Raw genomic sequence first — 26646 nt, forward strand, 5'->3', positions numbered from 1 at the left:
AGTGGAACTGTTGGCAGAAGATGACATGCGATCGCTCATTCCCGACGAGCTAGTTTTTGCCCATCGCGATCGCGCTTTAACTCCCGATCGCCCTGTGATTCGCGGTACAGCCCAAAATCCCGACGTTTACTTTCAAGCTAGGGAAACTGTCAATCCTTTCTATCTAGCTTGCCCAGACATTACCCAAATGGTGATGGATGAATTTGCCCAACTGACGGGCAGACAATATCGACTATTTGAATACCACGGCGATCCAGCAGCAGAGAGAGTCATTGTCTTAATGGGTTCTGGTTGCGAAGCCGTCCACGAAACTGTAGATTACCTCAATGCTAATGGCGAAAAAGTAGGAGTCGTCAAAGTCCGACTCTATCGCCCCTTTGATGCCAAAAGATTTGTAGAAGCGTTACCTGCAACAGTCAAAGCGATCGCAGTTTTAGACCGCACCAAAGAACCAGGCGCAGCAGGCGAACCTTTGTATCAGGATGTTGTCACCGCTCTGTGCGAATATGCAGAGGAGCAGAGGAGCAGAGGGGCAGAGGGGCAGAGGGGCAGGGGAGAACTATTGCTTCCGATTCCCGATTCCCGAACGCCAGTTCGCAAGAGCGGGGGAACCCCCGCAAGCGACTGGCTCCTCCCGACTCCCCAAATTATCGGTGGACGTTACGGCTTATCATCCAAGGAATTTACTCCAGCGATGATTCAAGTGGTTTTCGATAACTTGGCAGCAACCGAACCAAAAAATCACTTTACCATCGGTATCAACGACGATATCACTCACACAAGCCTGTCATACGATCCTGAGTTTTCGATTGAATCAGATCGTGTAGTGCGAGCCATCTTTTATGGATTAGGTGCAGACGGGACTGTAGGAGCCAATAAGAATTCCATCAAAATTATCGGCGAACAAACAGAAAACTACGCTCAAGGCTATTTTGTCTACGATTCCAAAAAATCAGGTTCAGTGACAGTTTCTCATTTACGATTTGGACCGCAGCCAATTCGCTCCACGTATTTAGTCAATCGAGCTAACTTTGTTGCTTGTCATCAGTGGGAGTTTATCGAGAAATTTCCATTACTCAAAGAGAGCGTCTCTGGTGGTACTTTCTTGCTCAACAGTCCCTACTCCGCAGATGAGGTGTGGAATTATTTACCGCGATCGCTCCAAACCCAAATTGTGCAAAAGCAGCTGAAATTTTATGTCATTAATGGCTACCAAGTTGCCCGCAACGCAGGGATGGGTGGAAGAATTAACACCGTTATGCAAGTTTGCTTCTTTGCTCTTTCTGGCGTGCTACCAAAAGATGAAGCGATCGCCCAAATTAAGCAATCTATCCGCAAAACCTACGGCAAGAAAGGCGATGAAATCGTCCAGATGAACATCCATGCAGTGGATGAAACCCTAACACACCTGCATGAAGTTGATTATGGCTCGCTAACAATAAATCATAGCGAAAACCAACTACCAACCACCAACTACCAACTACCAACTATCAATTCAGCCCCAGCTTTTGTCCGAGATGTTTTAGGAAAAATGATGGCGCGGGAGGGTGACGAGCTACCAGTGAGTGCAATGCCCGTAGACGGAACTTATCCCAGTGGAACATCGAAGTGGGAAAAACGCAATATTGCCCAGGAAATCCCAGTTTGGGATTCAGATGTATGCGTCCAGTGTGGTAAGTGCGTGATGGTATGTCCCCACAGCGTTATTCGCAGCAAAGTTTACGAACCGCAGCAACTAGAAACTGCTCCAGCCACTTTTAAGAGTAGCAATGCTAGGGAGCATGATTGGCAAGGTTTAAAATTTACAATCCAAGTTGCACCGGAAGACTGTACGGGCTGTGGCATCTGCGTGGATGTTTGCCCAGCTAAAAACAAGTCACAACCAAAACTGAAAGCAATTAATATGCAACCGCAACAACCGTTGCGGGAACAGGAAAGGGAAAACTGGAATTTCTTTTTAAATCTTCCCAATCCCGATCGCACTCAATTGAAACTGCATAAGATTAATCAGCAGCAAATGCAAGAGCCGTTATTTGAATTTTCTGGCGCTTGTGCGGGTTGTGGAGAAACACCCTATCTAAAGTTAGTCAGTCAATTATTTGGCGATCGCGCCGTCATTGCCAACGCCACTGGTTGTTCTTCGATCTACGGTGGTAACTTACCTACTACACCTTGGACGCACAACGCCGAGGGGCGGGGTCCTGCTTGGTCAAACTCCTTGTTTGAGGATAATGCCGAATTTGGTTTGGGCTTTCGCGTTGCGATCGACAAACAAACAGAAATTGCTAGCGAATTACTCCGCCAGCTAGCACCAGCAGTAGGTGAAGAACTAGCGACGAGCATCCTCACTGCCGAACAACAGGATGAAGCAGACATCCACGAACAACGTCAAAGAGTTGAATTACTCAAGCAGAGATTAGACGAATTATTAAAGAGTCAGGGAGCAGGGAGCAGGGAGCAGGGAGCAGGGGAGAAGAGAGCTGGGGGATCTGGGGGAGTTGGGGAAGAAACGATCTCTTATCACGCACCACGCACCACGCACCACGCACCACTTTCTTACCAACTACCAACTACCAATTACCAATCCAAAATCCAAAATCTCAAATCCCTAGCTGACTACCTAGTGAAAAAGAGCGTCTGGATTATTGGCGGTGACGGTTGGGCTTATGATATTGGCTTTGGTGGACTCGATCACGTCCTGGCGAGCGGGCGTAATGTGAATATCCTCGTTCTCGATACAGAGGTTTATTCCAACACTGGGGGGCAAATGTCTAAAGCTACCCCCAAGGGAGCAGTAGCTAAATTTGCTGCTGGTGGTAAACCCGCACCCAAAAAAGATTTGGGTTTAATCGCCATGACTTACGGGAATGTCTACGTTGCTAGCGTCGCAATGGGCGCAAGAGACGAGCATACACTTAGAGCCTTTTTAGAAGCTGAAGCTTACGAAGGTCCATCGTTGATTATTGCCTACAGCCATTGCATCGCCCACGGCATCAATATGGCAACAGCGATGCAAAATCAAAAGGCTGCGGTAGATTCAGGGCGCTGGCTGTTGTATCGTTTTAACCCTGACCGGATTCAGCAGGGAGAAAACCCGCTCCAACTTGATTCCCACGCTCCGAAACTCCCGGTAGAGCAATATATGTATCTGGAAAACCGCTTCAAGATGCTGACCAAGAGTAAGCCGGACGCAGCTAAACAGTTACTATCAGAGGCACAGCAAGATGTCAATGCTCGTTGGCGCTTGTACGAATATCTAGCTGCGCGATCGCCTGAAACTATTCATTAGATCTCAAGTTCTTTTCCTAACTTCAAGGTTTTAGGAGGGAGACAAATGGACTTAACTACAACTTACATGGGGTTACAATTGCGATCGCCCCTCGTACCTTCAGCCTCACCCCTTTCTGAAGATATCGACAATATCAAGCGAATGGAAGATGCGGGCGCGGCAGCTGTTGTGATGCATTCCCTCTTTGAAGAACAATTACGCCAAGAGCGCTACGAACTGCACCACCACTTGACGCATGGGACTGAAAGCTATCCTGAAGCTCTAACCTATTTCCCAGAACCCCACAGCTTTCGAGTCGGCTCGGAAGAATATCTAAACCATATTCAAAGGGCAAAGGAGAAAATCAATATTCCTCTCATTGCTAGTCTCAACGGTTCATCTGTTGGCGGTTGGACTAACTATGCCAGACAAATCCAGCAAGCAGGAGCAGACGGACTGGAATTGAATGTATATTGCGTCCCTACAGACATGGACTTGACAGGCGAACAGATCGAGCAAACCTACATCGAGATTTTGCGATCGGTTAAAGCCGCCGTGACAATTCCCGTAGCAATCAAACTCAGTCCCTATTTTACCAACATGGCAAATATGGCTCGACGTTTGGACAACGCAGGGGCAAATGCTCTCGTTTTGTTCAATCGCTTCTATCAGCCAGACATCAACCTCAAAACCCTAGAGGTTGAACCAAACGTGCTTTTGAGTACTCCGCAGTCCATGCGTTTACCGATGCGTTGGATTGCAATTCTCTACGCTCGCATCAATGCTAGTTTGGCTGCAACGAGCGGTATTTACAAAGGGCAGGATGCCATCAAATTGCTGATGGCAGGAGCTAACATCACGATGCTTTGTTCGGTGTTGCTACGGCATGGGATCGACCAGATCCGCGCGATCGAGCAGGAAATGCGTGAATGGATGGTAGAACACGAGTATGAATCCGTGCGGCAACTACAAGGAAGCATGAGTCAGAAAAATTGTCCCGACAAAAGTGCCTTTGAACGCGCCCAATACATGCGATCGCTCCAAACCTACAAACCAGAATGGGAGCGAGTTTTCGATACATCTCATTATTTTGGGTAATAGAAAAGTCAGAAGTCAAAAGTCAAAAGTCAAAAGTCAAAACTAATAACAACTATTTATCAATTACCACAAATGACAAATGACAAATGACAAATGACAAATTACCAACTACCAATTATCCATTACCCATTACCCATTACCCATTACCTATTACCCTATGCAAAAACGAATTGGTATTCTTACCAGTGGCGGTGACTGCCCTGGGTTGAATTGTGCGATTCGGGCTGTTGTCAGCCATGCCAAACTACAACACGATTGGGAAGTGCTGGGGATTCCTTACGCTACCCAAGGGTTATTGGAGCGCAAGACGACGTCACTCAATTTGCATGGCTTAGATTTACGCGGAATCGATCCTTTGCTGAGTATGGGTGGCACGATTTTAGGATCGATTAATAAAGGAGACACGCTAGCTCATGCGAGTGAAATTATTGCTAGTCATCGGGCGTTGGCGTTAGATGCCTTAATTGCGATCGGTGGCGATGGTAGTCTCGCCATTCTCCACCAACTCGCTTGTCAAGGAAACTGGAATCTTGTCGCGATTCCCAAGACAATCGATAACGATGTGGCACTTACGGAACGAGCAATCGGGTTTGATACGGCTGTCAATACGATTGTTGATGCTTTGAATCGTCTGACTTTTACAGCTGCCAGTCACGATCGCGTCATGGTTGTGGAAGTTATGGGACGCACAGCAGGGCATCTAGCACTCCATGCTGGGATTGCAGGCGGAGCAGATTGTATTCTCATTCCCGAAATTCCTTACTCGATTGACGGAGTTTGCCATCAAATTAACGAACTGCGCGATCGCTGGGGACGAAAATTTGCGATCGTTGTTGTTGCTGAAGGTGCTAAAACTGCTAACGATAGTTCTATTGCAGAAACACAAAATTTTGCCTCTTTAGAGTGCGGCATGGGACAGTACATTGCCAATCAAATCAAATCCTACAACACCCTTACCGATCGCCTTGACGTTCGGGTTTCGATCTTAGGGCATATTCAGCGCGGTGGTATACCATCGGCTTTAGACCGCTTGACAGCAACAGTTTTTGGTAAGGCAGCAGTAGATTTAATTGCGCGGGAACAATACGGTCAAATGGTGGCTTGGCAAAATGGACGAGTTGTAGATGTTCCGATCGCCGATGTTGTCGCTCGAAGTCCTTTGCCTGTAGCACCTGATAACTATCTCGTACAAACCGCTCGCTGTATGGGGATTTACGTGGGGGATGGATAACAATGAAGTTCGTTGACGAATACCGAGATGCTGATGCTGCTGGGCAATACGCGCGGGCGATCGCTGCCATTACTACCCAACCTTGGACAATTATGGAAATCTGCGGTGGTCAGACCCATTCTATTGTCAAATTTGGCATAGATGAACTTTTACCCCCAGAAATTACCTTAATTCACGGACCTGGTTGTCCCGTCTGCGTCACGCCTGTGGAATTAATCGATCGGGCGATCGCGATCGCTTCCCATCCCGAAGTTATTTTCTGTTCGTTTGGAGATATGTTGCGAGTTCCAGGGAGCAGGGGAGTAGAGGAGAGGGAGAAAGATTTGTTGGCAGTTAAGGCAATGGGGGGAGATATTCGCATTGTCTATTCTCCGCTTGATGCGCTCAAAATCGCTCAAGCTCATCCACACAAACAAGTTGTTTTCTTCGCTGTGGGGTTTGAAACCACCGCACCCGCTACAGCGATGGCGGTTTACCAAGCTGCGCGACAGGAAGTTAAAAATTTCTCCTTACTGGTTTCTCACGTGTTAGTTCCGCCAGCGATGAAGGTGATTCTTGACTCACCTCATAATCAAGTTCAAGGATTTTTAGCAGCCGGTCATGTCTGCACGGTGATGGGATACACCCAGTACGAACCGCTCGTACAGAAATATCGCATTCCGATTGTCGTCACGGGATTTGAACCGCTAGACATCCTACAAGGGGTGTATATGTGCGTTCAGCAGTTAGAATCGGGGCGATCGCAACTGGAAAATCAGTACGCTCGTTCGGTGCGGCGCAGTGGGAATGAAACTGCTCAACAACTGATTCATGAAGTATTTGAGGTCGTGCCTCGGCAATGGCGCGGGATTGGTGAAATTCCTCAAAGTGGTTTGGGTTTACGCGATAAATATGCCCAATTTGATGCCCAAAAGCGTTTTGATATTTCTAACTACGCGATCGGCGAAGCATTGCTCTTTCGGAGCATCGCCGAATCTACCGAATGTATCAGTGGAGCGATCTTACAAGGCATCAAAAAACCCTACGAATGCCCTGCTTTTGGCGATCGCTGTACGCCAGAACATCCCCTGGGTGCGCCGATGGTTTCCTCAGAAGGGGCTTGTGCGGCATATTATCGTTATCGGCAGCGAGCGGTGGTGTATAGCAGGGAGCAGGGAGCGCACGAGTAGATAAACAGGAGTTGAAAGTGAGCGAATCCAAAGACTTTATCCTGTCTTGTCCCATCCCAATTGACAAGTATCCCCGCGTTCTACTGGCGCATGGGGGTGGTGGAAGGTTAATGCATCAGTTGATTTCACAAATGTTTTTGGCGACATTTAGCCATAGCGATCGCGCGCCACATGATGCTGCCGAAATTCACCTCACAAGTCACAGAATTGCTTTCACCACTGATTCCTATGTAGTTCAACCCCTATTTTTTCCAGGCGGCGATATCGGAATGCTGGCAGTTAACGGCACTGTCAACGATCTGGCGATGAGCGGAGCGCGTCCGCTGTATTTAAGTGCTGGGTTTATTTTGGAAGAAGGACTATCAATGGAAACACTTTGGCGGGTGGTGCAATCGATGCAACAAGCAGCTCAGACAGCCAACGTGCAGATCGTAACTGGCGATACAAAGGTTGTGGATAAAGGCAAGGGAGACGGCATTTTCATCAATACAGCTGGTGTTGGAATTATCGAGCATGACCAGGCGATCGCCCCCCAATCAATTCAGCCTGGAGATGTGCTGCTCCTCAATGGCGATCTCGGTCGTCACGGCATTGCGATTATGACCCAGAGAGAGGGTTTAGCCTTTGAAACTACCATCGAGAGCGATGCAGCACCGCTAGCAAGTTTGGTACTGAAATTGCTAGAAGCTGAACTTGAAATTCACTGTTTGCGCGATTTGACTCGTGGTGGTTTATCGAGCGCTCTAAATGAAATTGCCCAAGCTGCCTGCGTCAAAATTGAAATTGATGAAAGTGCCATCCCCATAAGTGAGGAAGTGCAAGGAGCGTGTGAAATCCTCGGTTTCGATCCGCTTTATGTAGCAAACGAAGGAAGATTCGTCGCTTTTGTGCCACCAGAATTTGCCCAAAAAGCAATAAAAATTATGCGATCGCATCCTTTAGGAAAATCTGCTCAAATTATTGGCAGTGTTACCGAACGCAAAATATCTGGTTTTGTCACGATGAAGAGTAAAATTGGCGCTCAACGCATTGTCGATATGTTAAGCGGAGAACAACTACCACGAATCTGCTAATCCGAATTTGCTCATCCGAATTTGCTCATCCAAATTTGCTCATCCAAATTTGCTCAATAGCCGCGATCGCTATCTTTGCTCCCTACTGTCCGATCATCCCATCACTTGTGGTAGCGTGGCATAGAGAAAAAAGCCGACTGCCACGATTGCCAATAACCCCTGAATCAAATTTCCCACCAGAGAACCGACGACAATTCCGATTCCAGCTTTCAAGGCTCGTTTAAGATCGCGTTGATAAATATACTCGCCGATAATTGCTCCTAACAAAGGTCCGAGCAAAATTCCTAACAAGGGACCACCAAACGGCAAAGCAGGCAATAAACCAAAAATACCCAATAGCAAACCAACAACCGCACCAATCTGTCCCCATTTACTGGCTCCAGCGCGTTTCGCTCCCCAGAAGGTAGCCAGCAGATCGATGCCGACGCTAAGCGCCAATACCACCACCGTCATAATTAGAGGTACGGCAATGCTACCAAAAGAACCTTGCACCACACCCCAAATTGCGATCGCGACTAAAATCAAACTCGTCCCAGGAATCCCTGGAACCACTGCCCCAATTACACCGACAACCATCAGGGCAACTAATAACCAATAGAGAGTTAGCATGATTAGAGGAGTGAGGGGTGAGGGGTGAGGAGTGAGGGATGAAAGGCAAGGGTTTAGAGGGAAATTTTGACTTTTGACTTTTTCCCGACTCCCTACTCCCGACTCCCGACTCCCTCATTTAGAGTAACGTCTAACTTGTCAGCAATACCAGCGATCCAGGTTTCGTCTTGCTTGGTATAGCTGCGGGGAGCATTTGCACCCAAAATCATTACGCCTTGCTGACCGATGGGCTGACAAATGACTCCTTGGGTGTTTTCTGGCAAGTAGTCAAATTCAAATCGTCCTGGGTAAACGCCCAAAGCCACTAAGTAAACTGGTTTGTGTTTTTCCAGCACCCGTTGGACGATCGCCCCTGGAGTCACTTCAGCTTTCTCTGGTAAGATGCCGCGCCGCAGCAAAACTTTTCCCTGATAAAACACGATCAGCGATCGCGTGACGGTATTTGTCAGTAAAAGATAAGATGCCCAAGCTAGTTCTGTCTTGACTGTTTCGGGCAAGTCTGGAGCCAACTCGAACTTTTGCTCGCCCACCACTTCTACCGCATCCGGCAGGCGTGGTGCGACTTGCTGCCAAAGTAAGCCAGTCAAAATTAGCACCGCACTGACAATTGCTCCCAAAACATCCGACCGTGCCTGAGTCACTGTCAGTTCCGGTGTCAGCAACCGATTGACCAACAGCAACACAGCACCTAATCCTCCTACCACGAGGGGTATTAGCCGCACAATTCGATTTGGATCGGGTTTAGCCATTTTAGTGGTGCGTGGTGCGTGAAGATAGGGTGTGGGGTGTGGGGTGTAGGGTGTAGTGAGTGCGGCGTCGGGTGTTGCAGACGGGAGCGTCTGGTTCCTCCGCGTCGGAAGCTGCATCGTAGTGAGTGTATTCTCTCCCTCAGCTCCCGATCGCTGCTGGGCGACTCTCTTGTCCTCTGCTTCCTTGTCTCCCTTGTCTTCCCTGTCTCCCAAATTAACCACTATCTACCAACATTTACTCCTCTCCTGGTTCGATAATCCGTTGGAATAGATAACCCGTGCCTCTAGCGGTAAGGATCAACTCTGGGTTACTAGGGTCGTCTTCTAACTTCGCCCGCAGTCGCGAGATATGCACGTCTACTACGCGAGTGTCTACATGTCGTTCGGGCGTATAGCCCCAAACTTCCTGCAAGATTTCCGATCGCGAAAAGGCTTCCCCCGAACGGCTGACTAACAGCTCTAGCAAGCTAAATTCCATTCCAGTTAATCGAATCCGCTCGTCTCCTTTGTAAACCTGTCGCTTGTTCGTGTCAATTTTGATACTTCCTACTTGGATCACGCCAGAGCTGGGAATTCCCGAAGCACCTGTTTTATCTACCCGTCGCAATACCGAGCGAATGCGTGCTTCCAGTTCTTTCGGGGAAAATGGCTTGACTACGTAATCATCCGCACCTAATTCCAGTCCGGTGATCCGATCGGCGACATCGCCCAGGGCTGTTAGCATAATAATTGGTACATCTGATTCCTTGCGTAGCTCTTGACACACGCCGTAGCCATCTAACTTCGGCATCATCACGTCCAAGACAACCAAATCTGGATCGGCTTTGCGAAATGTATCCAAAGCTTCCTCGCCGTCTGCTGCTGTCACGACATCGTAACCAATCATCGACAGCCGCGTTTCTAAGATCCGCCGAATGCTGGCTTCGTCATCCACGACTAGGATTTTTTCTTTATGACTTTCCAAATTGACCAACGCTCCTTAAAACCAACATTTTTGAATTTTAATTTTTAGTACTATTACATGAAGATCTTATCCCATTCAATCCACGTAAATTAGCCGAAATTCTCGCACTCACTTACTTTCAAGGTTTTTTAATATTTGCGGTTTTGCCAACAAAATTTAACTTAACGCAACAAAAGCACTAAACGAATGCCCAAACCCCGTACCTATTTCGTTTGCAATGAATGTGGCGCAGAGTCGCCTCAGTGGTTTGGTAAGTGTCCTGCCTGCGGGACTTACAATTCCTTAGAAGAACAAATTACGAGTACAACTCTCGGGACGCTACCAACTCGTGGGGTTAGCTGGCAGCAAACGCCGCAAAGCAATGGTAAATCGATCGCTAAAGCCGCAAAACCCCGCGCTTCTCTAACTTTCGACCAAATTAGCGATCGCCAAGTGAGCCGCTGGTGTTCTGGCTATGACGAACTCGACCGAGTACTCGGTGGTGGTATTGTACCAGGTTCTATGGTTTTGATCGGCGGCGATCCGGGGATTGGCAAATCGACTTTGTTACTACAGGTTTCTAACCAACTTGCCCAAAACTATCGCATTCTCTACGTTTGCGGTGAAGAGTCGGGACAGCAAGTGAAGTTACGCGCTTCTCGTTTGGGTGTATCTAAATTTCAAAACTCTATAGAGGAATCAGATCCCCAGCCTCAAAACCAATCGCCTAACGGTCATTTAGTTAACAATGGTAGTGCAAGAGCCGATTTATACGTTTTGCCAGAAACGGATCTCGAAGAAATACTGAGGGAAGTCGATTCGCTCAAACCCAATGTAGCTGTAATCGACAGTATCCAAACCGTCTATTTTCCCGCCTTAACTTCCGCCCCTGGCTCGGTGGCACAGGTGCGAGAATGTACCTCAGCCCTGATGCAAGTAGCAAAACGGGAAGATATTACGATGTTAATTGTGGGACACGTTACCAAAGAAGGTGCGATCGCGGGTCCCAAAGTTTTAGAACATTTGGTAGATACAGTACTTTATTTTGAAGGCGATCGCTTCGCCTCCCATCGGTTGTTACGCACAGTCAAGAATCGCTTTGGCGCTACTCATGAAATTGGCATCTTTGAAATGATCGATCGCGGGTTGCGGGAAGTCGCCAACCCCTCAGAATTATTTCTCGGTAGCCGCGACGATCCTTCACCAGGGACGGCAATTGTCGTTGCTTGCGAAGGCACGCGCCCGATTGTGGTAGAGTTACAAGCCTTGGTCAGTCCCACCAGCTATGCTTCACCCCGTCGTTCTACCACGGGGATAGACTACAGCCGTTTACTGCAAATTTTGGCAGTGTTAGAAAAACGAGTTGGCATTCCTTTATCTAAACTGGATGCCTATGTCGCCTCTGCTGGTGGCTTAAGCGTGGAAGAACCAGCCGTAGATCTGGGAGTCGCGATCGCCGTAGTCGCTTCTTTCCGCGATCGCATTGTCGATCAGCGCACTGTCTTGATTGGAGAAGTCGGGTTGGGTGGACAAGTCCGCCCCGTTTCTCAAATGGAATTGCGCCTGAAAGAAGCTGCTAAACTAGGATTTAAGCGGGCAATTGTACCCAAAGGGCAACCTTATCCTGACGTAGATCTGGAGATTATTCCTGTCGCCAAGGTACTCGATGCCATTATCGCGGCAATCCCCCCACAATCGTTCCCAGACTTAGACTTAGAAGAGGAATAGTATTCAGATGCGATCGCTCGATCCTCCAACCCCCTTTTCTAAGATATAAGGGGAAACAAATATCTTAAATTTAAGTTTTTGGGATTTTCCTCAAACGAGGGGATTAATGCCCCCTTTTTAAGGGGGTTGGGGGATCGAGATCTGAAACTTCAAATGCGTCACTCCCGCTACTATCGTCGATCGCGATCCAACGTTGAACTTGTGGTAGATCGCAAAGTCGGGCTGAATGTGAAAAAATATAAACTAGCGATCGATACGCTCTCTCGCGCTCGATCGAGCGATCGCCACATAACCAAACCCTTAGCGTGGTTCAGTCAAAACTCCAAAGATTAATAGAACCACAAACTAAGTTTCCGTAATATTGCTGTAGTTGACGCTCGGCTTTCGTGATACACAGAATGAGTTATGTAAATTTCTATGGAGAGTTCTTGTCATTATGGTAAACAGTTCTGACTTTCTGCATCCTCGCAGTCGTTACTACGGCAAAGTACAGCCTGAAAATTTAGTCTTTAACGCCAATCTCCAAGAATTCGCCCAGGATGTCAGTTACATCTGTAACTTAGAAACTGCCGGAAAAATTCCTCCAGATGAAGCATACAAAAAAATTCGCGACTTGTGGAAACAACTCAAACGCTCGAAAAAAGAGTTAGGAATTGGTGAAAACCCATTTCAAAATGACGAAGAGCAAAAAGATAGCTAATATAGCAGGGAGCAGGGAGCAGGGAGTAGGGAGCAGTTTTAAGAGTTGAATATGTGAAAAGTTTCTTCATGTAGAGACGTTACATGTAACGTCTCTACATTTTTGATTAACCCACCAAGACATTCTGTGCTAGACGCTTTGACTCTACCATCTGATAATATGCTTGCAACTGACAGGTAGCCGCCGCCCATCCCCAGCGTTCAGCCTCCGATCGGGCATTTTGACGAATAGTTTCTCGCTCCTGTTTTTGCTCTAACAGATGTAAAGTTGCGGCGATCGCCCCTTGTTCGTCTTTGGGGTCAAATAAATAACCATTGACTCCAGATGTGACAATATCGACAATTCCGCCTGAATTTGCCGCAACTACAGGACAGCCAGCCGCCATTGCCTCAAGTAAAACTAGTCCCAGCGTCTCAGTCCGCGAAGGAAACAGAAACGCATCCGCCGACGCAAACGCTGCACCAAGGTCTCTACCCGTGAGATAGCCGACAAAGTGAGTATTCGTTCCCGCAAAATGTTTCTCTAAAGCTAAACGATGAGGTCCATCTCCTACCAAAGCTAAGCGCGCCTCTGGAATTGCCTCTAATACGGGTTTAATCCGTTCAATTTCTTTTTCCGCCGACAGACGACCGACGTAGAGTAACAAGGGACTATCGGGATGACCTTGAGACAGCCGCGATCGCATTTGTTCGCAAGCTAGATCGGGATGAAATATCTCCGTATCGACTCCCCGCTGCCACAAGTCTACTCGTTGGATTCCGTGGCTAGATAGTTCTTCTACCATTGCCGTTGAAGTACACAAATTTAATTCTGCTTGATTGTGAGCGGTTTTGAGCAATTCCCACAGCAAGCCTTCCAACATTCCTAGTCCGTAGTGCTGTAAATACTGCGGTAAATGAGTGTGATACGAGGCAACAAGAGGAATTTTTAGCACTTTGGCATAAAATAACCCCGATAGTCCTAGCACTGCGGGGTTGACTACATGAACGATATCGGGTTGAAATCTCTCCAGTTCGTGACCGATCGCGGGGCGTGGTAATGCCATTTTTAACTCTGGATACAGTGGTAAAGGGAAACCCGAAACACCATAGACTTTCGCCCCTTTATACTCTGTAATCCCCCCTTCAGGAGCAACGACTAAAACTCGATCGCCATTACGTTGTAAATGTTCGACCGTGTGACGCAACCGCGTGACAATACCGTCAACCTTGGGTAGGAAGGTTTCTGTAAATAAAGCAATTTTCATACTTATTGAGGAGCTAGAGGCTGGGGAGAGTTACCAGCAAGTATTTTCCGATAATCTCAATTTCTTAGCAATGTTGGGATCGCTCACAAGATAGACAGTTGCTCAAATTTAAATTCTCCGCCAAAATAGCCATGTTCGGCAGCAAAACGACCGATAGCTGGGCGATAAGCTTGGTATACCACAATGGAGCGGTCATCATATTGCGCCACAATATGATTTCCCGACTTAGGCAATTGGTCGAGCTGCGATCGGTAAAGTTCTGTCACCAGTGACATTGAAACAACCCTCTCCCTCGACTACGTATTATGGGACAAGCGGATTCTCCAACCTAACTACCAACCACCAACTACCAATTACCAATTACCAGCAACTATCTTCTCCAAGAAACCTTGGGCAGAATGTGTTTTTCATCGACACGATCTTGGTACTTGACCGCAAAATTAAGCAGAGAATCAAGCAATGCTTCTGAGAGGAAATGCGGTTGCAAGCCGAGACTCAGCAAGTTGGTATTTTTAGCATTGAAATAGTGTTCTTCCCGCTCGATTCTGGGATTATCGAGATTGTTGACTTCGACTTTCAGTCCCAGCGCATTGCCAGCTTTTTGCACCATGACAGCCAAGTCGCCGACGCTAAATAGTTCGGTGAATTGGTTGAAGACGCGGAATTCACCAGAATTAGCCGGATTTGCGATCGCTAGTTCGACACAGCGCACCGTATCCCGAATATCTAAAAAGCCACGGGTCTGCCCGCCTTTACCATATACTGTCAGCGGATGTCCGATCGCTGCTTGAATACAGAAACGGTTCAGCGCCGTACCAAACACCCCATCGTAGTCGAGGCGATTGATCAGCATCTCGTCCATGCCCGTCTCTTCTGTCAGCACCCCATACACTACGCCTTGGTTCAAATCTGTAGCGCGTAAGCCCCAAATTTTACAGGCAAAGTGAATGTTGTGGCTGTCATGGACTTTGCTCAGGTGGTACATACTACCTGGCTGCTTTGGATAGGGTAAGGTATCCTTGCGCCCGTTGTGTTCGATCGTAATGTACCCTTCTTCAATGTCGATGTTAGGCGTGCCGTATTCGCCCATTGTTCCCAGCTTGACCAAGTGACAGTCGGGGAAACTATCGCGCATGGCATAGAGTATATTCAGCGTTCCAACGACATTATTCACCTGCGTCAGTACGGCGTGTTCGCGATCGATCATGGAAAAAGGTGCGGAACGCTGTTCGCCAAAGTGAACGATCGCTTCCGGTTCAAATTGGTGCAGCGTTTTGCTCAAAAAATCGTAGTTGGTAATATCGCCGACAAACAAATCGATCTTTTTACCTGTGAGGTCTTGCCACCTTTGAATCCGATGCTGAATCGTTGCGATCGGTGTCAGGGTATCTACTCCAAGTTCGAGATCCCAGTGCCTCCGTACCATGCTGTCTAGAATCCCAACCTCGTAACCTCGATTGGATAAGTAGAGCGCGGTTGCCCAACCGCAATAGCCATCGCCACCAATAACCAATACTTTCATCGTCTGTGCGTGTTACTCGCTGATATTCGCTAAATCTACCAGGTTTGTGTCCCCCTTTTGCGTCCTAAATAAGGAGTATATTTTCTGTACAATTGCCTAACCAATAAAAGCCTCTTGCCTCTTGCCTCTTACCTCCTATTTGAATTTTCGGATTTTTGTTAAAAAATGTTACATTTATGCCGTCAAAACGCTACGCTGTCTTGACACTATGGGAGTAAACCGATAACGTGATATACATACCCGGGTAAGACGATTGAAAAAAATATGCAAGCTAAGCAAAAAGTTACGCTGTATTTAACGCCTGAACTGCATCGGCGGCTCAAAATCAGAGCCGCGATCGACTCGGAACCAATGTCAGAACTTGCTGCCCGCGCGCTCGCTTTTTATTTATCTCACCAAGAGTTGATAGACGAAGCAGAGTCATACGGCAACACGCACAGAGTTTATGCATGTCCTGAATGTGCAACAACGGTGGCATTGAACGAAGGCGAACTAGTATCCCTCAAGGATCAGCCGGGGGTAATAGAGCAGTCCAAGCCGGCAAGAGTTGCTGCTGAAGCAACAGTACAAGAAGGGCAACTAGCCCTCGCCAGCCACTAATTTCATTGAAACTGATTCATCAAAGCTGAATCCGAAGCGCTGTCCGTACTATCTTTAGGGTCAAAAGTAAGGTCAAAGGCAATGAAAGAAGAGCTAAATATTCTCATACAAGCTCAATACCCGCTGATATACCTTGTGACCTCTGAGGAAGAGCGGGCTGAACAAGCAATAGCAACGATCGCCCAGTTAAGACCACAGCGCCGAATATTCATCTGGACGGTGACGCACGGAATCGTAGAACACGGTCAGCCACGCCACGTCACGCAGCATAATACCGTATCTCCAGAAGCAGCGATCGAGTGGGTGATCCGCCAACGAGAGCCGAGCATATTCATATTTAAGGATTTACACCCCTTTATTGACGCACCAGTAACGACGAGATGGCTGCGAGATGCGATCGCCAGCTTTAAAGGCACGCAGAAGACGATTGTTCTGATGTCTCCGATGCAGCAGGTTCCAATCGAGTTAGAGAAAGAAGTTGTCGTACTAGACTTCCCGCTACCCGATTTGGCAGAATTGAACCAAGTATTAGAGCGGCAGTTAGAGCAAAATCGCGGACGACGGCTGACAACAGATGCCAGAGAGAAATTATTAAAAGCAGCTTTAGGCTTAACGCGAGATGAGTCAGAAAAAGTCTACCGCAAAGCTCAGGTAACAGCGGGGCAACTATCAGAAAATGAAGTAGAAGTCGTCTTATCCGAGAAAAAGCAATTAATCCGGCGCAACGGCATTTTAGAATACATTGAAGAGGATGCCACAATCGATGCCGTTGGTGGTTTAGAAGAACTAAAACGCTGGCTCAAACAACGCTCCAATGCTTTTACTGAAAGAGCGAGAGAATACGGTCTGCCTCAGCCGAAGGGAATGCTAATTTTAGGGGTTCCTGGGTGTGGTAAATCTTTGATCGCTAAAACGACATCTCGCTTGTGGGGTCTGCCCCTGTTGAGATTAGATATGGGGCGAGTTTATGACGGCTCGATGGTAGGTCGCTCTGAGGCTAACCTACGCAACGCCCTCAAAACCGCCGAATCGATTTCGCCGACAATTTTATTTATTGATGAGTTAGATAAAGCCTTTGCAGGTACAGCAGGTTCAGCCGATTCTGATGGTGGTACGTCTAGCCGCATCTTCGGATCTTTCCTGACCTGGATGCAAGAGAAAACTTCTCCTGTATTCGTGATGGCAACAGCCAACCGCGTAGAAAGGCTGCCTGGGGAGTTTTTACGTAAGGGAAGATTTGACGAAATATTCTTTGTCGATCTGCCAACTGCAGAGGAGCGCAAAGATATATTCAGCATTCACCTGCTCAAGCGCAAACGCGATCTATCCCGCTTCGACCTCGATCAGCTAGCAAAAATTGCTGACGGTTTCTCTGGTGCAGAGATCGAGCAAGCATTAATCGCCGCGATGTACGATGCTTTTGCTCAAGATCGAGAGTTTACCCAACTAGATATTATTGCTGCAATTAAAGCAACGCTACCACTCTCTCGGACAATGACCGAGCAAGTAACGGCTCTGAGAGATTGGGCAAGACAGCGTGCTAGACCCGCAGCATCCTCCGTAGCTGAGTATCAGCGCATGGAGTTTTAAAAAGCTTTCTCCTACGTTCACAGGGGGAAAGGCTAGCCGCCCAGCTAGTAGATTACCTAAGCCGCATATCCCATCCCAAGACTGCGGCGACATTAACTAAGCTAAACCGTTGTCGTTTATCGTTACTATCCTTTAGGAGGAATCCCAAATGTCTCACTTTAGCACTCTGCGTACAAAAATCACCGATGCAGAAATCCTCAAGACTTCTCTGCGCGACTTAGGAATTAATGTTAAGACCGAAGCTGATGTCCGTGGTTACAACGGTCAGCGCGTTCGCTCTGACATCGTAGCAGTTCTAGAAGGCGAATACGATCTGGGTTGGTCTCGCAACAGCGATGGTTCTTTCGATCTAATCGCTGACCTGTGGGGTGTTGCTAAGAAGCACAACCAAACCGAGTTAATCAACTCCATCAACCAAAAGTATGCAGTAAATAAGACCTTGGCAGAAGTCAAGCAGCGCGGTCTGCAAAATGCCAATGTCAAATTGGTCGTGCAAAAATAAGTTCTCTGCGCGTTCCCAAGCTTGCGGGTTAACCAGATTTAAAAGGGGTTAACCCCTTTTTTTTGTCATTTCCAGTAGGGGGTGGGCAATGTCCACCACAAGCCTGAATTCCACACCTCAAATAAGACTGCTATAGACTAGTCAATTATTACTAACAAAAAATTACTAATAGTATAAGTATTATTCGGAAGCGATGCTTTAGCAAGTAAACGGGCATTTCTTCCGTTTTTTAGTTTTTATTTTAGATTTATTTTCTTGAGCTATGGCTATGCTGAAATCAAATCTTAAATTATTGTTGCTAGCTGTACTATCTATAATATTTTCGTATTTTAATAGTATTTTGAAGCTTAAATTTCAGTATATCTACTGAGTTTTATAAATGTTAGGAAAATTGTATACATCATAATTGAATACAATCAAATACAACCGAATAAATCAGTAGGGCAATGAGCGATCGCATTGAGAGAAAATTTTTAGACTCATGCGACAGTTTTTGTATGGGTATCTAGATTTCACTCAAGGTGCAGCACCTCTCAACGAGTTTTTTCGCTCGATTACGGAATCTGCTGTAACAGATGTGGATCGCTATAAAGCGTTATTACTGACACACCTATCAACATTTGCTACTGGCATACAGCGATCGCGATCGCTGTAAAACTTTAGTGCTGAAAATTACATAAACAAATCGCTCTATCAAAAATTCACGTCAACTCAAGGCTTGAGCAAAAATGGCAGATAACATTAACGACTTACTAGATCGGTGCGAACAAAGATCGCAAGTACTGACTCAATCGGCAGAACAAGCTAGCGAGCAAGTCACTCAAATTTTAGAATTTGCCACCAATTTAGCGGCTAATCTCGCTTCCATCGCTGAGGAAGCATTTACTAAGTTTGATGCTCTCAGTGACGAACTAGAAGCTGCCGAACAAAACTTAGAGAGCGAAATGGAAGCTGCTAAGCAGGGCTTCAGCAATTTACAGCAAAAGGTAGGCGAACTGCAATCTCAAACAGAAGCAAAAATCGAGCAGATTGGCGAACAACTAGAAGAGTTAAAGAACCGGAAGGAAGAAATGCTTTCGGAAGTGGAGCAGGAAACCGAGACAACCAAATCGGGTTTTGAAGAGCTATCGAAGCTCGTGGAGGAAGTCGAGCAAGAAGCAGAGAAGCATTTAGCAACAGCAAAAGAGCAGATCGAGCAGTTTCACGGCAAAGTTGAGGATGCAGAAAGTCGTTTTGGCGATCGCAAATCCTCTGTTTTAGAAGACTTTGCAGCTTTGACAGAAAAACTACAAAATCAGCTCGAATCACTAACAAGTGACTTCACTGACGTAGCTAACGAGAAAAAAGACAAAATCAGTGCAGTTGAGAGTAGCTTAGATTCAACTTCTCAGGACATATTATCAGCAATGACGCAAAAGTTTGTCGAAGAAGTTATGGGTGAACTAACGAGTTCAGCCGAGAAAATTACCGAAGCCACATCGCATTTGCAAGATGCAGGAGATGAGGTAAACGATGCATTAGATGGCAAAATAGATGAGATTTTGGACAAGGTTGGTGAAGTCACTGATATTGTCGAAAAAATCGAACCAGTTCTAGATATGGTCGATAAAATCTTAGGCTAGTCGATAACTTTTATTTTGGCTAAATTCAAAACAAGGATAATACAGCATGGCACAAGTTCTAGATTTTGGGCGTGACGTTGATGAAGCTAGTGAGAAGCTAGAGGAACTATTAGGTATTCTCGAAACGGCTTGTACGCAGATGGAAGAAGTTTGTTCCGAGCTAGAAACTGAAACTGAAACTTTAGATGAATCTGCCGAAAGTGTTAGTACAAATATTGAAACTTTAGCAGAATCTTTGCAGACGGCTTTAGAGGAATTTAATAGTTCCGAAGCAGAAACGAAAGCCGAACTCGATGCTTTGCAACAAGCAATGACAGGCATTCAAGGAAAATTAGATGAAGTTACTCAATCTGTAGAAGAAGCTCAGACTAATTTTGAATCAGAAATTAACGAGAATAAATCAGAGTTAGAATCAAGTTTAGAAGAATTAAAAGAAGCGTTTAAGAGTTTAGAAGATACAATTTCTAATACTGAAGACTCTGTAGGCGAAGGTCAAACAGAAGCTCAGGAAAACTTTGATAGTTTAACTGAGGCGATCGAAGAACTTCAGGAACAGATTGAAGCATTCCAAAGTGAGTTGGAATCAAAATTTGAAGAAGTAGTAAATGAGATAAGCGATACTCAAACTTCTAATCTTGAAAAAGCTTTTAGCGAATACAGCGATAAACTCACCGGAGAGCAGCTAGACAAAATCACCTCTGGTTTTGAGGAATTAGAAAATAATTTCAGCGAATCTTTTGGAGATTTTAACGAACAAGTTACTGAATTTGCTGACGAACTCAAAGAACGATTGACCGAAATTCTAGAAAATACTAGCGAACACGTAGAAGATAACCTCAAGAACGAGCTACAAGAATCCTTTGAGAATGCGATTCAGGAAGTTGTAGAAGGAATGATTGAAGAAGTAGCGGAAAACATCATGATGATGACAACAGGTTCGTCTGTAACAGGTGCGCTGAGTCCTATCTTACCAGCGTTAGCTGCTGCCAAGGTTGCTACCGGAGCGATCAAAGCAGTTTTGGATTGTGTCGATATATTCTAACGCTGTTTTCAACTCATCGATCGCGTCTCAACTATTGAAAGTCTAAAATATGAACGAACAATTAGGACAAACCCTGGCATCTTTATCTCAAATGGCGAGTGTATTTCCTGAAAAACTAGATGGTTTAGTACAACTATCATCGGAAGTCCAAGCAGAAGCCGATCGCCTGGTTAGCAATATTGAAGAAAAGCAAGAGCAGATTGCGGAAATTCTCGAACAAATTCAAACTGCACTAACCGAATTAAAAGAGGAAGCTACAGAGCATCAATCTCAACTTGAAAGCGAAATTGCCGAACTTGAAAGTGGAGTTGAATCTTTAACCGAATTTATCTCTGAGGCTCAAGGACAACTCAGTAGCGAAATTGAAACGACTCAAGGCAAAATTTCAGAACTCAAAGAACATTTGGATGAAAGTAGTTCTACAACTGAAAGTACGGGTGAAGCAACTCAAAACACGCTAACACAAGCTCAAGAAAAAATTCAATCCGGTCAAGACAAATTAACTTCTGCTGTAGAAGCAACCAGTAAAGAAGTAGAAACTTTCCAAGAAAAGCTAGAAGAATTAAAATCTGCTCTTAGCGAACAGATCGAGCAATTTACTGAAGATATGGAGAAGTCACAAGGAGAAGTTGGCGAAAAGATTCAAGTTATGGCAGATACTTTTCTTGACTTACATCAAGAATTTACTACTAATTTAAATAACTTAAGTACGCAAACTGTCAAAGGTGAAACGGACGATCTATTAAATCAAGCTCAAGAAAAAATTCAAGCAGAACTGAAAGAATTAATTACAGAAGCCGTTAAAAACGTGACAGATTCTGTAGAAAAGATGAGTCAGAAGATTTTTGGTTCTAGCGAAGATGCTTCTATTGCTCGTAAAGCATTAAAGCCATTATTCGACCAGCTTGATGAGTTTATCGATCCGCTTAAAGACGGAGTTGAAGCTGTGAAAGATGTAGCCGAAAGCCTGGGAATAGATTTTGGCTAAAGTAATTGGGTGAAACTATATTAAAACTATAATCGAGGTAAATCGTGGCTGATTTTGAAACAACTGCAATAGAAACAGTAACTAAACTGACAGAATTATTAGGTGAAGCCGAGCAAGCACAGTCAGAATTAACAGGCTTGCGAGAACAAATTGCCCAGGTTTCCGAACAAATGGATAGCCACTGGCAGACATTAAGCGATCGCGCTCAATCTTTATTAGAACGAATTAATAGCGCTAAGGAAGATTTGAGCGAAGAAGCTGAATCGCTCAGTCAAGAAGTCACTCAGCTCAAGGAAAATGTAGAAACTTGGCAAAATGAAACTAACGAAGAAAACGAAGCTACCAAAACAGAAATTAGTTCGTTTGGTGAAGACTTAGACTCGACTAAATCCGAGCTAGAATCGACTTTAGAGGGAGTAGAAGAAGTTTTTAAATCTCTTCAAGAAAAACTAGAGGAAGTTGCCACAGAGTTAGAGGAACAGTTTTCAGAGCAGGAAGACTTTCTCCAAAATGATGTATCCGATCGCCTAGAGAGTCACCAATCTGATTTAGAAGAACGAGCTTCAGAGTTTGAATCGCATATTAAAGATGAATCTGCTCCAGCAATTGCCGAATTAGTCAGCGAATTTGCAACTCAGGTTGAGGATGTAATAGAGCAACTAACTGAGAAAAGCAAAGATTTGCAAGAATCGACATCAGATACAACTGAAGATGCAATCTCTAAATATAAAGAAACTCAAGAAGAAGTCTTTGATAAACTGATGGATACGGCAAAAGATCTAGAAAAAATGATGGATAAACTGAGCGGCTTTGTTGATAAAAGTGGTGATACAGCTGAGACTGCTAAAGATACCATGACTGAGGGCGTAGAAGCCACTAATGTAGGTTTAAATGTAGCTCTGGGAATAATTGAAGATACTTATGAGATATTAAAGAAGTTTATTCCTTAGAAAAAATCCAATTTCCCTTCGTCTAGTTGACGACGCTATTTGAAGCTTGCCTAAAAAAAAGCCCCCTGAACTGGAGGCTCGCATTATAAAATGCAGGTTAGGTATTAGAGATAACTATTAAAGCTTACAAAAAAGATTTGAAGAAGATCTGAAGATTGAGCTTTAAAAAACTTAATATTCACTTGTCTAGGGATAGGCAAAATACCTATCCCGCAATAGACAATGGACTATCTACTTGCTGAAGTTACAGTCCAGATGTTTCGCGCTAAATATATGCGATCGTTCTCTAAGCTATAAGCTTTGACAATTCCTTTTACTTTTGACAGATTTTTGAGGATTTTATACTCATGACGTAAGCGAGTTACTTCATCAAGAGAAGGGTACTCAGCTTTATTCGTTCTAATAATAAATGTAGAAAAATCTGACTGTTTTAAGGCACGATAGATGATAGTGTTTGTACCTTCATAAATGCATTCGTTGAGGAAATAACCTGGTAAGACATTAATCAGTGTTATTTCCAGTTATCTTAAACTTGCTGTTTATTAACATTGACTTATTGGGCATTAGCTGTTTGCGGCGATCGCGCTTATAGTGTTAACTTGCGCCAACACTTAAGGCAAGTGAATTATTTTTATAAGAGATAGTATGAGTTGTCATATAAGTTGCCGCAGGCATTTCTTGCCGACACTGGCAACAAAACCAAACTATTTGCTGCTTGCGAACGTGGCGTAGAAGTTGGTGCGAACAGCAAAGGCAGCTAGGCGTGCTTAATTTCATATTGGTTTCCACTGCTATTTGTAAGTGTGATTCTTGGAGGTTGATGGTTTCAGCGTATGAAGAAGATTTGAAGAATATTTGAAGAGCGTTCAAATGTTTACGCAAGGCAATATTTGGTTAAAATCCGTTACATTAAAGCGTACATCTGTGCGCCCTGCCAATCGGCGTACTGTAAGTTCTGAACCACACAGAAAAAATCTTAGGAGTTACGCAATTGTATTTTTAGATCTCGATCCCCCCTCCCTTCTAAAGGAGGAATTCCAACTTGCTGAAAACAGGGGGAATTGTAAGCCTCCAATTCATCGGGGGTTGGTGGATCTCCAAGATCTAACGCTGGTAAACTTGGCTGATGTAGAAGCTATTTCTCATCGCTGAGTCTTGATGCTTAACGCAGAAATGCGATCTTGCTAATTCTCTTCATTCCGATCTATAGCAGTGCTAATTTGCTCTATGAGTTGGTATGGATCGAAAGGCTTAGTTAATACAGCCGCTAAGTTTAAGACAGATCTCCAGCGTCGATCGGTAAACTCTTCCTCAACTGTTAACAGAATGACTGGAATAGATTGGATTTTACTATCGCTTCTCAGTCGGCGGAGAAATCCCAATCCATCCATTTCTGGCATCATCATGTCCAACACGATCGCGTCTGGTTTTTCCTCAATGGCTTTTCTGAGTCCCTCCTCTCCTGACTTAGCGATGAGAACGTCCCATCCTGCTAAATCTTCCAAGCAGCCTTGCACGATTTCAAGGATAATCGGCTCATCATCGATCGCCAAAATTCGTGTGCTGCTGGTTCGTTTCATTATCTGAACTGCTTGCGTTTTCATTCGATTAAGTCGTCTAGTTATAAGGCATTTACAGCAAAAGGCTGTAAATGTTTTGAATTTATTAAAAGTTGATTTAAGAATTGCAGCCAAGATAAAGCGCTTCAATTCTCATGCTACTGACAGACGAATGGCTCCACTATAGAAAGGAGATTTGAAGAAGTTTTGAAGTTTACAAAATTACACTCTATAGTTGCCAGTCCATAATTTCCACTATCTCTGCTGTCAGCGTCATCGGATCGAAAGGCTTAGCAATCATGCCTGTAACGCCTAATTGGGAAAAATGAGCCTTGTCCGCAGGCTGTACCTTGGCAGTCAAAAAAATTACCGGAATAGCTTGAGTATCCGGCTGCGATCGCAGTTTTTGTAAGGTTTCTACTCCGTCCATCTCTGGCATCGAGACATCAAGCAAAATTGCATCTAGGGGTTGAGACGCGGCAATTAACAAACCTTCACGTCCCGATCTGGCAAGCAAAACTTCCCAACCACCCACATCCTCTAAGCTACCTTGGATGACTTCTTGAATTAATTCTTCATCATCAATGACTAAGATGCGTTTTGTTGACATGTGAACTACTCCAATCCCTGCATAAATTTCCCCATCGCTCGCTATTTAAGAAGATAGTTCAACACACGGCAGGGTGATATGCAAACTATACAAGTAAACGTGGCGGAGCGCGATCGCCATCTAGCTACAGCGGCGGAAATTTCCCAAGAATGGCGTTTGCGTCTCACTCAAGAATGTCCGGCGCAAAGCGATACTGCCCGAGAAAGCATAGTCCGTTGGCTGATTGGCGAAGATACAGAACGCTATCAAGCGTACAATTCTCTTCAGTTATCTATAGCACAGCAAGCTATGGAATACCGCTTTCGCATCCTCAAACAGCGATATTTAGGGGTTTCACCTCAGCAGGCATATCACCGCTTGACAATACGTTTGTGCAGTTTAGTACTACTGCGAAATAAAATTCACGCCCTCGTTGCTTTGGGTAGCGATCGCCGTCGGGCAGTCGTTGATGTTTTGCAAGAAATTATCCAAGATTTATTGCAGCGCGATCGCTATTTGCAACAACAAACAGCTTGGATTGCGGCGTGTACTGACGATATGAGACTGCGAACTGCCTTGCTATTAACTACTGTAGAAGAATATTGTTTGCGCCCGATTCACAATCGACCTTTAATTGTGCATCGCTTTGTCAATTTTCTTCGCCGGACGCAGATGGGAGGAGTCACACAAGTTCCAGAACGCAGAATTCTCAAACTACTGTCTGACGAATTCCTTTCTGATGATAGCGATCGCACTTGGAGCGCGATCGACGTGCGATCGGTCAGCGTGTATCAAGACAGTCAAAACCAAGCCGAACAGTACGCAGCAAGACATCTCGTGCAATCGGAATTTAGCAACTATTTAACTAACAATTTGGGAGAAACTGCCGCGCAATGGTTAGAACTATACTTGCAAGGTAGGTCTCAAGAAGCGATCGCCCAACAGTTAAATTTATCAGTCAAAGAAGTCTATCGACTGCGGGAAAAAATTGTCTACCATGCCGTGAAAGTATTTGGATTAAAACATCATCCAGAACTAGTGGGTCATTGGCTGGGAACGAGTTTAGAAGAACACAGTTTCGGTTTGACACCTAAGCAATGGCAGGAATTTTGGGAGCAACTAACCCCGAGGCAGCGCCAGGTTGTAGAGTTAAGAAAGTCTGGCAAAAATTTAGATGCGATCGCCTACAGTCTCAACCGCAAGTTAAATCAAATTACTAGCGAATGGAATAAACTTTGCTTAGTAGCCCAAATCGTGCGAAGTGGGATGAACTAAAATACTAATTTTTTTAGATAACAAGTTTTCGAGGCAATAAGTTTTTGAGGCAATAACTTTTTACTTACTCGATTCCTCAACAGTTTCAATCGCTGCTAAACAAAACTGAGAAACAGCCATAATCGCAAACACAGAACCAAAATAGATAGCAGTGAGGAATTCAACCGTGTTATCAAAAGGAATGAAGGCAGTCATGGCGATGGTCACCTTGTAAGAGGGAGCAGGGAGCAGGGAGCAGGGAGTAGCGAGAGTTGATGGATTGTGACTTGTGACTTGTCTTGCTCCGCGACTCTCTATTTTCCCCTACTCTCTTGAAACAGTACACCACCCTTTCGTGCAGCAGTCAAGCAAAAATTTTGCTTTTTTTCTGCTGTCTGGCAACCGCTTCTATACGTTTACAGTAGCGATCGCTCGTTCGACAATTTGTAAGGCTGCGTCCACTTCTGCGGCTGTCACAATCAAGGGTGGCACGAAGCGAAGCACTTTTGGTCCTGCCGGAACGAGTAACAAACCTTCAGCGAGCGCCGCTTTCACGACATCCGCTGCTGTAATTTCGCTTTCGGCAGCTAACTCCATCCCATTAATTAAACCCC

General features: G+C 45.3%; 28 protein-coding genes. 18 read left to right on the top strand and 10 right to left on the bottom strand.

Annotated features, from left to right (window positions below; genetic code table 11):
* The 6 genes from nifJ to hypE all read left to right on the top strand — a co-directional run.
* Positions 1–3289 (top strand): pyruvate:ferredoxin (flavodoxin) oxidoreductase (nifJ, locus tag ACRC32_RS28830; RefSeq protein ID WP_438557193.1); only part of this gene is annotated, 3289 nt, incomplete at its 5' end.
* Positions 3290–3334: 45 nt separating this feature from the next.
* A complete protein-coding gene (locus ACRC32_RS28835; protein WP_438557194.1) occupies positions 3335–4366 on the top strand; it encodes a dihydroorotate dehydrogenase-like protein in 1032 nt (343 codons plus the stop codon).
* A gap of 86 nt (positions 4367–4452) precedes the next feature.
* Positions 4453–4575, top strand: a complete 123-nt coding sequence (locus ACRC32_RS28840) for a hypothetical protein (RefSeq protein ID WP_438557195.1) — start codon at positions 4453–4455, stop codon at positions 4573–4575.
* Positions 4524–5597: an ATP-dependent 6-phosphofructokinase gene (locus tag ACRC32_RS28845; protein ID WP_438557196.1), complete on the top strand. Its 1074-nt coding sequence runs from the start codon at positions 4524–4526 to the stop codon at positions 5595–5597. The genes ACRC32_RS28840 and ACRC32_RS28845 overlap by 52 nt, the downstream gene beginning before the upstream one ends.
* A gap of 2 nt (positions 5598–5599) precedes the next feature.
* Positions 5600–6766, top strand: a complete 1167-nt coding sequence (hypD, locus tag ACRC32_RS28850) for a hydrogenase formation protein HypD (protein WP_438557197.1) — start codon at positions 5600–5602, stop codon at positions 6764–6766.
* A gap of 17 nt (positions 6767–6783) precedes the next feature.
* Positions 6784–7839 carry a hydrogenase expression/formation protein HypE gene (hypE, locus tag ACRC32_RS28855; protein WP_438557198.1) on the top strand — a complete coding sequence of 352 codons (1056 nt, stop codon included), beginning with the start codon at positions 6784–6786 and terminating at the stop codon, positions 7837–7839.
* Between the two features lie 93 nt (positions 7840–7932).
* On the opposite strand, the gene ACRC32_RS28860 is transcribed toward hypE, so the two are convergent.
* The 3 genes from ACRC32_RS28860 to rpaB all read right to left on the bottom strand — a co-directional run bounded on the left by ACRC32_RS28860 (position 7933) and on the right by rpaB (position 10161).
* Positions 7933–8448 carry a DUF456 domain-containing protein gene (locus ACRC32_RS28860; RefSeq protein WP_438557199.1) on the bottom strand — a complete coding sequence of 172 codons (516 nt, stop codon included), beginning with the start codon at positions 8446–8448 and terminating at the stop codon, positions 7933–7935.
* A 92-nt stretch (positions 8449–8540) separates the two neighbouring features.
* The gene (locus ACRC32_RS28865; RefSeq protein WP_438557217.1) at positions 8541–9197 is read right to left on the bottom strand and encodes a cofactor assembly of complex C subunit B; all 657 of its coding nucleotides are present in this window, start codon (positions 9195–9197) and stop codon (positions 8541–8543) included.
* Positions 9198–9432: 235 nt separating this feature from the next.
* Positions 9433–10161, bottom strand: coding sequence for a response regulator transcription factor RpaB (rpaB, locus tag ACRC32_RS28870; RefSeq protein WP_015156346.1), 729 nt, complete (start codon positions 10159–10161; stop codon positions 9433–9435).
* Positions 10162–10347: 186 nt separating this feature from the next.
* On the opposite strand from rpaB, the gene radA reads away from it, so the two are divergent.
* The 3 genes from radA (at position 10348) to ACRC32_RS28885 (ending at position 12568) form a co-directional block, all read left to right on the top strand.
* Positions 10348–11868 (top strand): DNA repair protein RadA, encoded by a 1521-nt coding sequence (gene radA, locus ACRC32_RS28875; RefSeq protein ID WP_438557200.1) that lies wholly within the window; start codon positions 10348–10350, stop codon positions 11866–11868.
* A gap of 153 nt (positions 11869–12021) precedes the next feature.
* Entirely contained in the window at positions 12022–12201 is a 180-nt protein-coding gene (locus ACRC32_RS28880) for a hypothetical protein (protein WP_438557201.1), read from the top strand.
* A 103-nt stretch (positions 12202–12304) separates the two neighbouring features.
* Positions 12305–12568 (top strand): DUF7219 family protein, encoded by a 264-nt coding sequence (locus ACRC32_RS28885; protein ID WP_438557202.1) that lies wholly within the window; start codon positions 12305–12307, stop codon positions 12566–12568.
* 106 nt (positions 12569–12674) lie between these two features.
* Here the strand turns inward: ACRC32_RS28885 and ACRC32_RS28890 are convergent, their stop codons facing one another.
* The 3 genes from ACRC32_RS28890 to ACRC32_RS28900 form a co-directional block, all read right to left on the bottom strand.
* On the bottom strand, positions 12675–13814 hold the full coding sequence (locus tag ACRC32_RS28890; RefSeq protein WP_438557203.1) for a glycosyltransferase family 4 protein: 1140 nt from the start codon (positions 13812–13814) through the stop codon (positions 12675–12677).
* 83 nt (positions 13815–13897) lie between these two features.
* Positions 13898–14089 carry a DUF4291 family protein gene (locus ACRC32_RS28895; RefSeq protein ID WP_438557204.1) on the bottom strand — a complete coding sequence of 64 codons (192 nt, stop codon included), beginning with the start codon at positions 14087–14089 and terminating at the stop codon, positions 13898–13900.
* Between the two features lie 95 nt (positions 14090–14184).
* Positions 14185–15336 (bottom strand): UDP-sulfoquinovose synthase, encoded by a 1152-nt coding sequence (locus ACRC32_RS28900; RefSeq protein ID WP_438557205.1) that lies wholly within the window; start codon positions 15334–15336, stop codon positions 14185–14187.
* A 264-nt stretch (positions 15337–15600) separates the two neighbouring features.
* Here ACRC32_RS28900 and ACRC32_RS28905 point away from each other — a divergent pair, with 264 nt between their 5' ends.
* The 8 genes from ACRC32_RS28905 (at position 15601) to ACRC32_RS28940 (ending at position 22630) form a co-directional block, all read left to right on the top strand.
* The gene (locus ACRC32_RS28905) at positions 15601–15936 is read left to right on the top strand and encodes a hypothetical protein (protein WP_438557206.1); all 336 of its coding nucleotides are present in this window, start codon (positions 15601–15603) and stop codon (positions 15934–15936) included.
* An 81-nt stretch (positions 15937–16017) separates the two neighbouring features.
* On the top strand, positions 16018–17526 hold the full coding sequence (ycf46, locus tag ACRC32_RS28910) for a stress-responsive protein Ycf46 (RefSeq protein ID WP_192158979.1): 1509 nt from the start codon (positions 16018–16020) through the stop codon (positions 17524–17526).
* Between the two features lie 148 nt (positions 17527–17674).
* Positions 17675–18028 carry a DUF1257 domain-containing protein gene (locus ACRC32_RS28915; protein WP_015156354.1) on the top strand — a complete coding sequence of 118 codons (354 nt, stop codon included), beginning with the start codon at positions 17675–17677 and terminating at the stop codon, positions 18026–18028.
* Between the two features lie 481 nt (positions 18029–18509).
* Entirely contained in the window at positions 18510–18683 is a 174-nt protein-coding gene (locus ACRC32_RS28920) for a hypothetical protein (RefSeq protein ID WP_438557207.1), read from the top strand.
* A 73-nt stretch (positions 18684–18756) separates the two neighbouring features.
* Positions 18757–19650 carry a hypothetical protein gene (locus tag ACRC32_RS28925; protein WP_438557208.1) on the top strand — a complete coding sequence of 298 codons (894 nt, stop codon included), beginning with the start codon at positions 18757–18759 and terminating at the stop codon, positions 19648–19650.
* Positions 19651–19696: 46 nt separating this feature from the next.
* On the top strand, positions 19697–20692 hold the full coding sequence (locus ACRC32_RS28930) for a hypothetical protein (RefSeq protein WP_438557209.1): 996 nt from the start codon (positions 19697–19699) through the stop codon (positions 20690–20692).
* A 49-nt stretch (positions 20693–20741) separates the two neighbouring features.
* Positions 20742–21680, top strand: a complete 939-nt coding sequence (locus ACRC32_RS28935) for a hypothetical protein (RefSeq protein WP_438557210.1) — start codon at positions 20742–20744, stop codon at positions 21678–21680.
* A gap of 44 nt (positions 21681–21724) precedes the next feature.
* Positions 21725–22630: an apolipoprotein acyltransferase gene (locus ACRC32_RS28940; RefSeq protein ID WP_438557211.1), complete on the top strand. Its 906-nt coding sequence runs from the start codon at positions 21725–21727 to the stop codon at positions 22628–22630.
* 1184 nt (positions 22631–23814) lie between these two features.
* On the opposite strand, the gene ACRC32_RS28945 is transcribed toward ACRC32_RS28940, so the two are convergent.
* Both ACRC32_RS28945 and ACRC32_RS28950 read right to left on the bottom strand, forming a co-directional pair.
* Complete coding sequence (locus ACRC32_RS28945; RefSeq protein WP_438557212.1) at positions 23815–24210, bottom strand: response regulator; 396 nt, start codon at positions 24208–24210, stop codon at positions 23815–23817.
* Between the two features lie 208 nt (positions 24211–24418).
* On the bottom strand, positions 24419–24799 hold the full coding sequence (locus tag ACRC32_RS28950) for a response regulator (protein WP_438557213.1): 381 nt from the start codon (positions 24797–24799) through the stop codon (positions 24419–24421).
* Between the two features lie 78 nt (positions 24800–24877).
* Between ACRC32_RS28950 and ACRC32_RS28955 the strand changes: the two genes are divergently transcribed.
* A complete protein-coding gene (locus tag ACRC32_RS28955) occupies positions 24878–26053 on the top strand; it encodes a HetZ-related protein 2 (RefSeq protein WP_438557214.1) in 1176 nt (391 codons plus the stop codon).
* A gap of 60 nt (positions 26054–26113) precedes the next feature.
* Here the strand turns inward: ACRC32_RS28955 and ACRC32_RS28960 are convergent, their stop codons facing one another.
* On the bottom strand, positions 26114–26260 hold the full coding sequence (locus ACRC32_RS28960) for a hypothetical protein (RefSeq protein ID WP_438557215.1): 147 nt from the start codon (positions 26258–26260) through the stop codon (positions 26114–26116).
* A gap of 180 nt (positions 26261–26440) precedes the next feature.
* Positions 26441–26646, bottom strand: a 206-nt coding sequence (locus ACRC32_RS28965; protein WP_438557216.1) for an aminotransferase class III-fold pyridoxal phosphate-dependent enzyme, incomplete at its 5' end; no start/stop codon positions are given.

Origin of the sequence: Chroococcidiopsis sp., from assembly GCF_051657925.1 — a bacterium.
GTDB lineage: Bacteria > Cyanobacteriota > Cyanobacteriia > Cyanobacteriales > Chroococcidiopsidaceae > Chroococcidiopsis.

What these genes read in the sequence shown, in the direction of transcription:
- ACRC32_RS28835 (WP_438557194.1), top strand. Translation starts at nt 3,335, where the DNA reads ATGGACTTAACTACAACTTACATGGGGTTACAATTGCGATCGCCCCTC.
- ACRC32_RS28840 (WP_438557195.1), top strand. Translation starts at nt 4,453, where the DNA reads ATGACAAATGACAAATTACCAACTACCAATTATCCATTACCCATTACC.
- ACRC32_RS28845 (WP_438557196.1), top strand. Translation starts at nt 4,524, where the DNA reads ATGCAAAAACGAATTGGTATTCTTACCAGTGGCGGTGACTGCCCTGGG.
- hypD (WP_438557197.1), top strand. Translation starts at nt 5,600, where the DNA reads ATGAAGTTCGTTGACGAATACCGAGATGCTGATGCTGCTGGGCAATAC.
- ACRC32_RS28860 (WP_438557199.1), bottom strand. Translation starts at nt 8,448, where the DNA reads ATGCTAACTCTCTATTGGTTATTAGTTGCCCTGATGGTTGTCGGTGTA.
- ACRC32_RS28865 (WP_438557217.1), bottom strand. Translation starts at nt 9,197, where the DNA reads ATGGCTAAACCCGATCCAAATCGAATTGTGCGGCTAATACCCCTCGTG.
- radA (WP_438557200.1), top strand. Translation starts at nt 10,348, where the DNA reads ATGCCCAAACCCCGTACCTATTTCGTTTGCAATGAATGTGGCGCAGAG.
- ACRC32_RS28880 (WP_438557201.1), top strand. Translation starts at nt 12,022, where the DNA reads ATGCGTCACTCCCGCTACTATCGTCGATCGCGATCCAACGTTGAACTT.
- ACRC32_RS28885 (WP_438557202.1), top strand. Translation starts at nt 12,305, where the DNA reads ATGGTAAACAGTTCTGACTTTCTGCATCCTCGCAGTCGTTACTACGGC.
- ACRC32_RS28890 (WP_438557203.1), bottom strand. Translation starts at nt 13,814, where the DNA reads ATGAAAATTGCTTTATTTACAGAAACCTTCCTACCCAAGGTTGACGGT.
- ACRC32_RS28895 (WP_438557204.1), bottom strand. Translation starts at nt 14,089, where the DNA reads ATGTCACTGGTGACAGAACTTTACCGATCGCAGCTCGACCAATTGCCT.
- ACRC32_RS28900 (WP_438557205.1), bottom strand. Translation starts at nt 15,336, where the DNA reads ATGAAAGTATTGGTTATTGGTGGCGATGGCTATTGCGGTTGGGCAACC.
- ACRC32_RS28905 (WP_438557206.1), top strand. Translation starts at nt 15,601, where the DNA reads ATGCAAGCTAAGCAAAAAGTTACGCTGTATTTAACGCCTGAACTGCAT.
- ycf46 (WP_192158979.1), top strand. Translation starts at nt 16,018, where the DNA reads ATGAAAGAAGAGCTAAATATTCTCATACAAGCTCAATACCCGCTGATA.
- ACRC32_RS28915 (WP_015156354.1), top strand. Translation starts at nt 17,675, where the DNA reads ATGTCTCACTTTAGCACTCTGCGTACAAAAATCACCGATGCAGAAATC.
- ACRC32_RS28920 (WP_438557207.1), top strand. Translation starts at nt 18,510, where the DNA reads ATGCGACAGTTTTTGTATGGGTATCTAGATTTCACTCAAGGTGCAGCA.
- ACRC32_RS28925 (WP_438557208.1), top strand. Translation starts at nt 18,757, where the DNA reads ATGGCAGATAACATTAACGACTTACTAGATCGGTGCGAACAAAGATCG.
- ACRC32_RS28930 (WP_438557209.1), top strand. Translation starts at nt 19,697, where the DNA reads ATGGCACAAGTTCTAGATTTTGGGCGTGACGTTGATGAAGCTAGTGAG.
- ACRC32_RS28935 (WP_438557210.1), top strand. Translation starts at nt 20,742, where the DNA reads ATGAACGAACAATTAGGACAAACCCTGGCATCTTTATCTCAAATGGCG.
- ACRC32_RS28945 (WP_438557212.1), bottom strand. Translation starts at nt 24,210, where the DNA reads ATGAAACGAACCAGCAGCACACGAATTTTGGCGATCGATGATGAGCCG.
- ACRC32_RS28950 (WP_438557213.1), bottom strand. Translation starts at nt 24,799, where the DNA reads ATGTCAACAAAACGCATCTTAGTCATTGATGATGAAGAATTAATTCAA.
- ACRC32_RS28955 (WP_438557214.1), top strand. Translation starts at nt 24,878, where the DNA reads ATGCAAACTATACAAGTAAACGTGGCGGAGCGCGATCGCCATCTAGCT.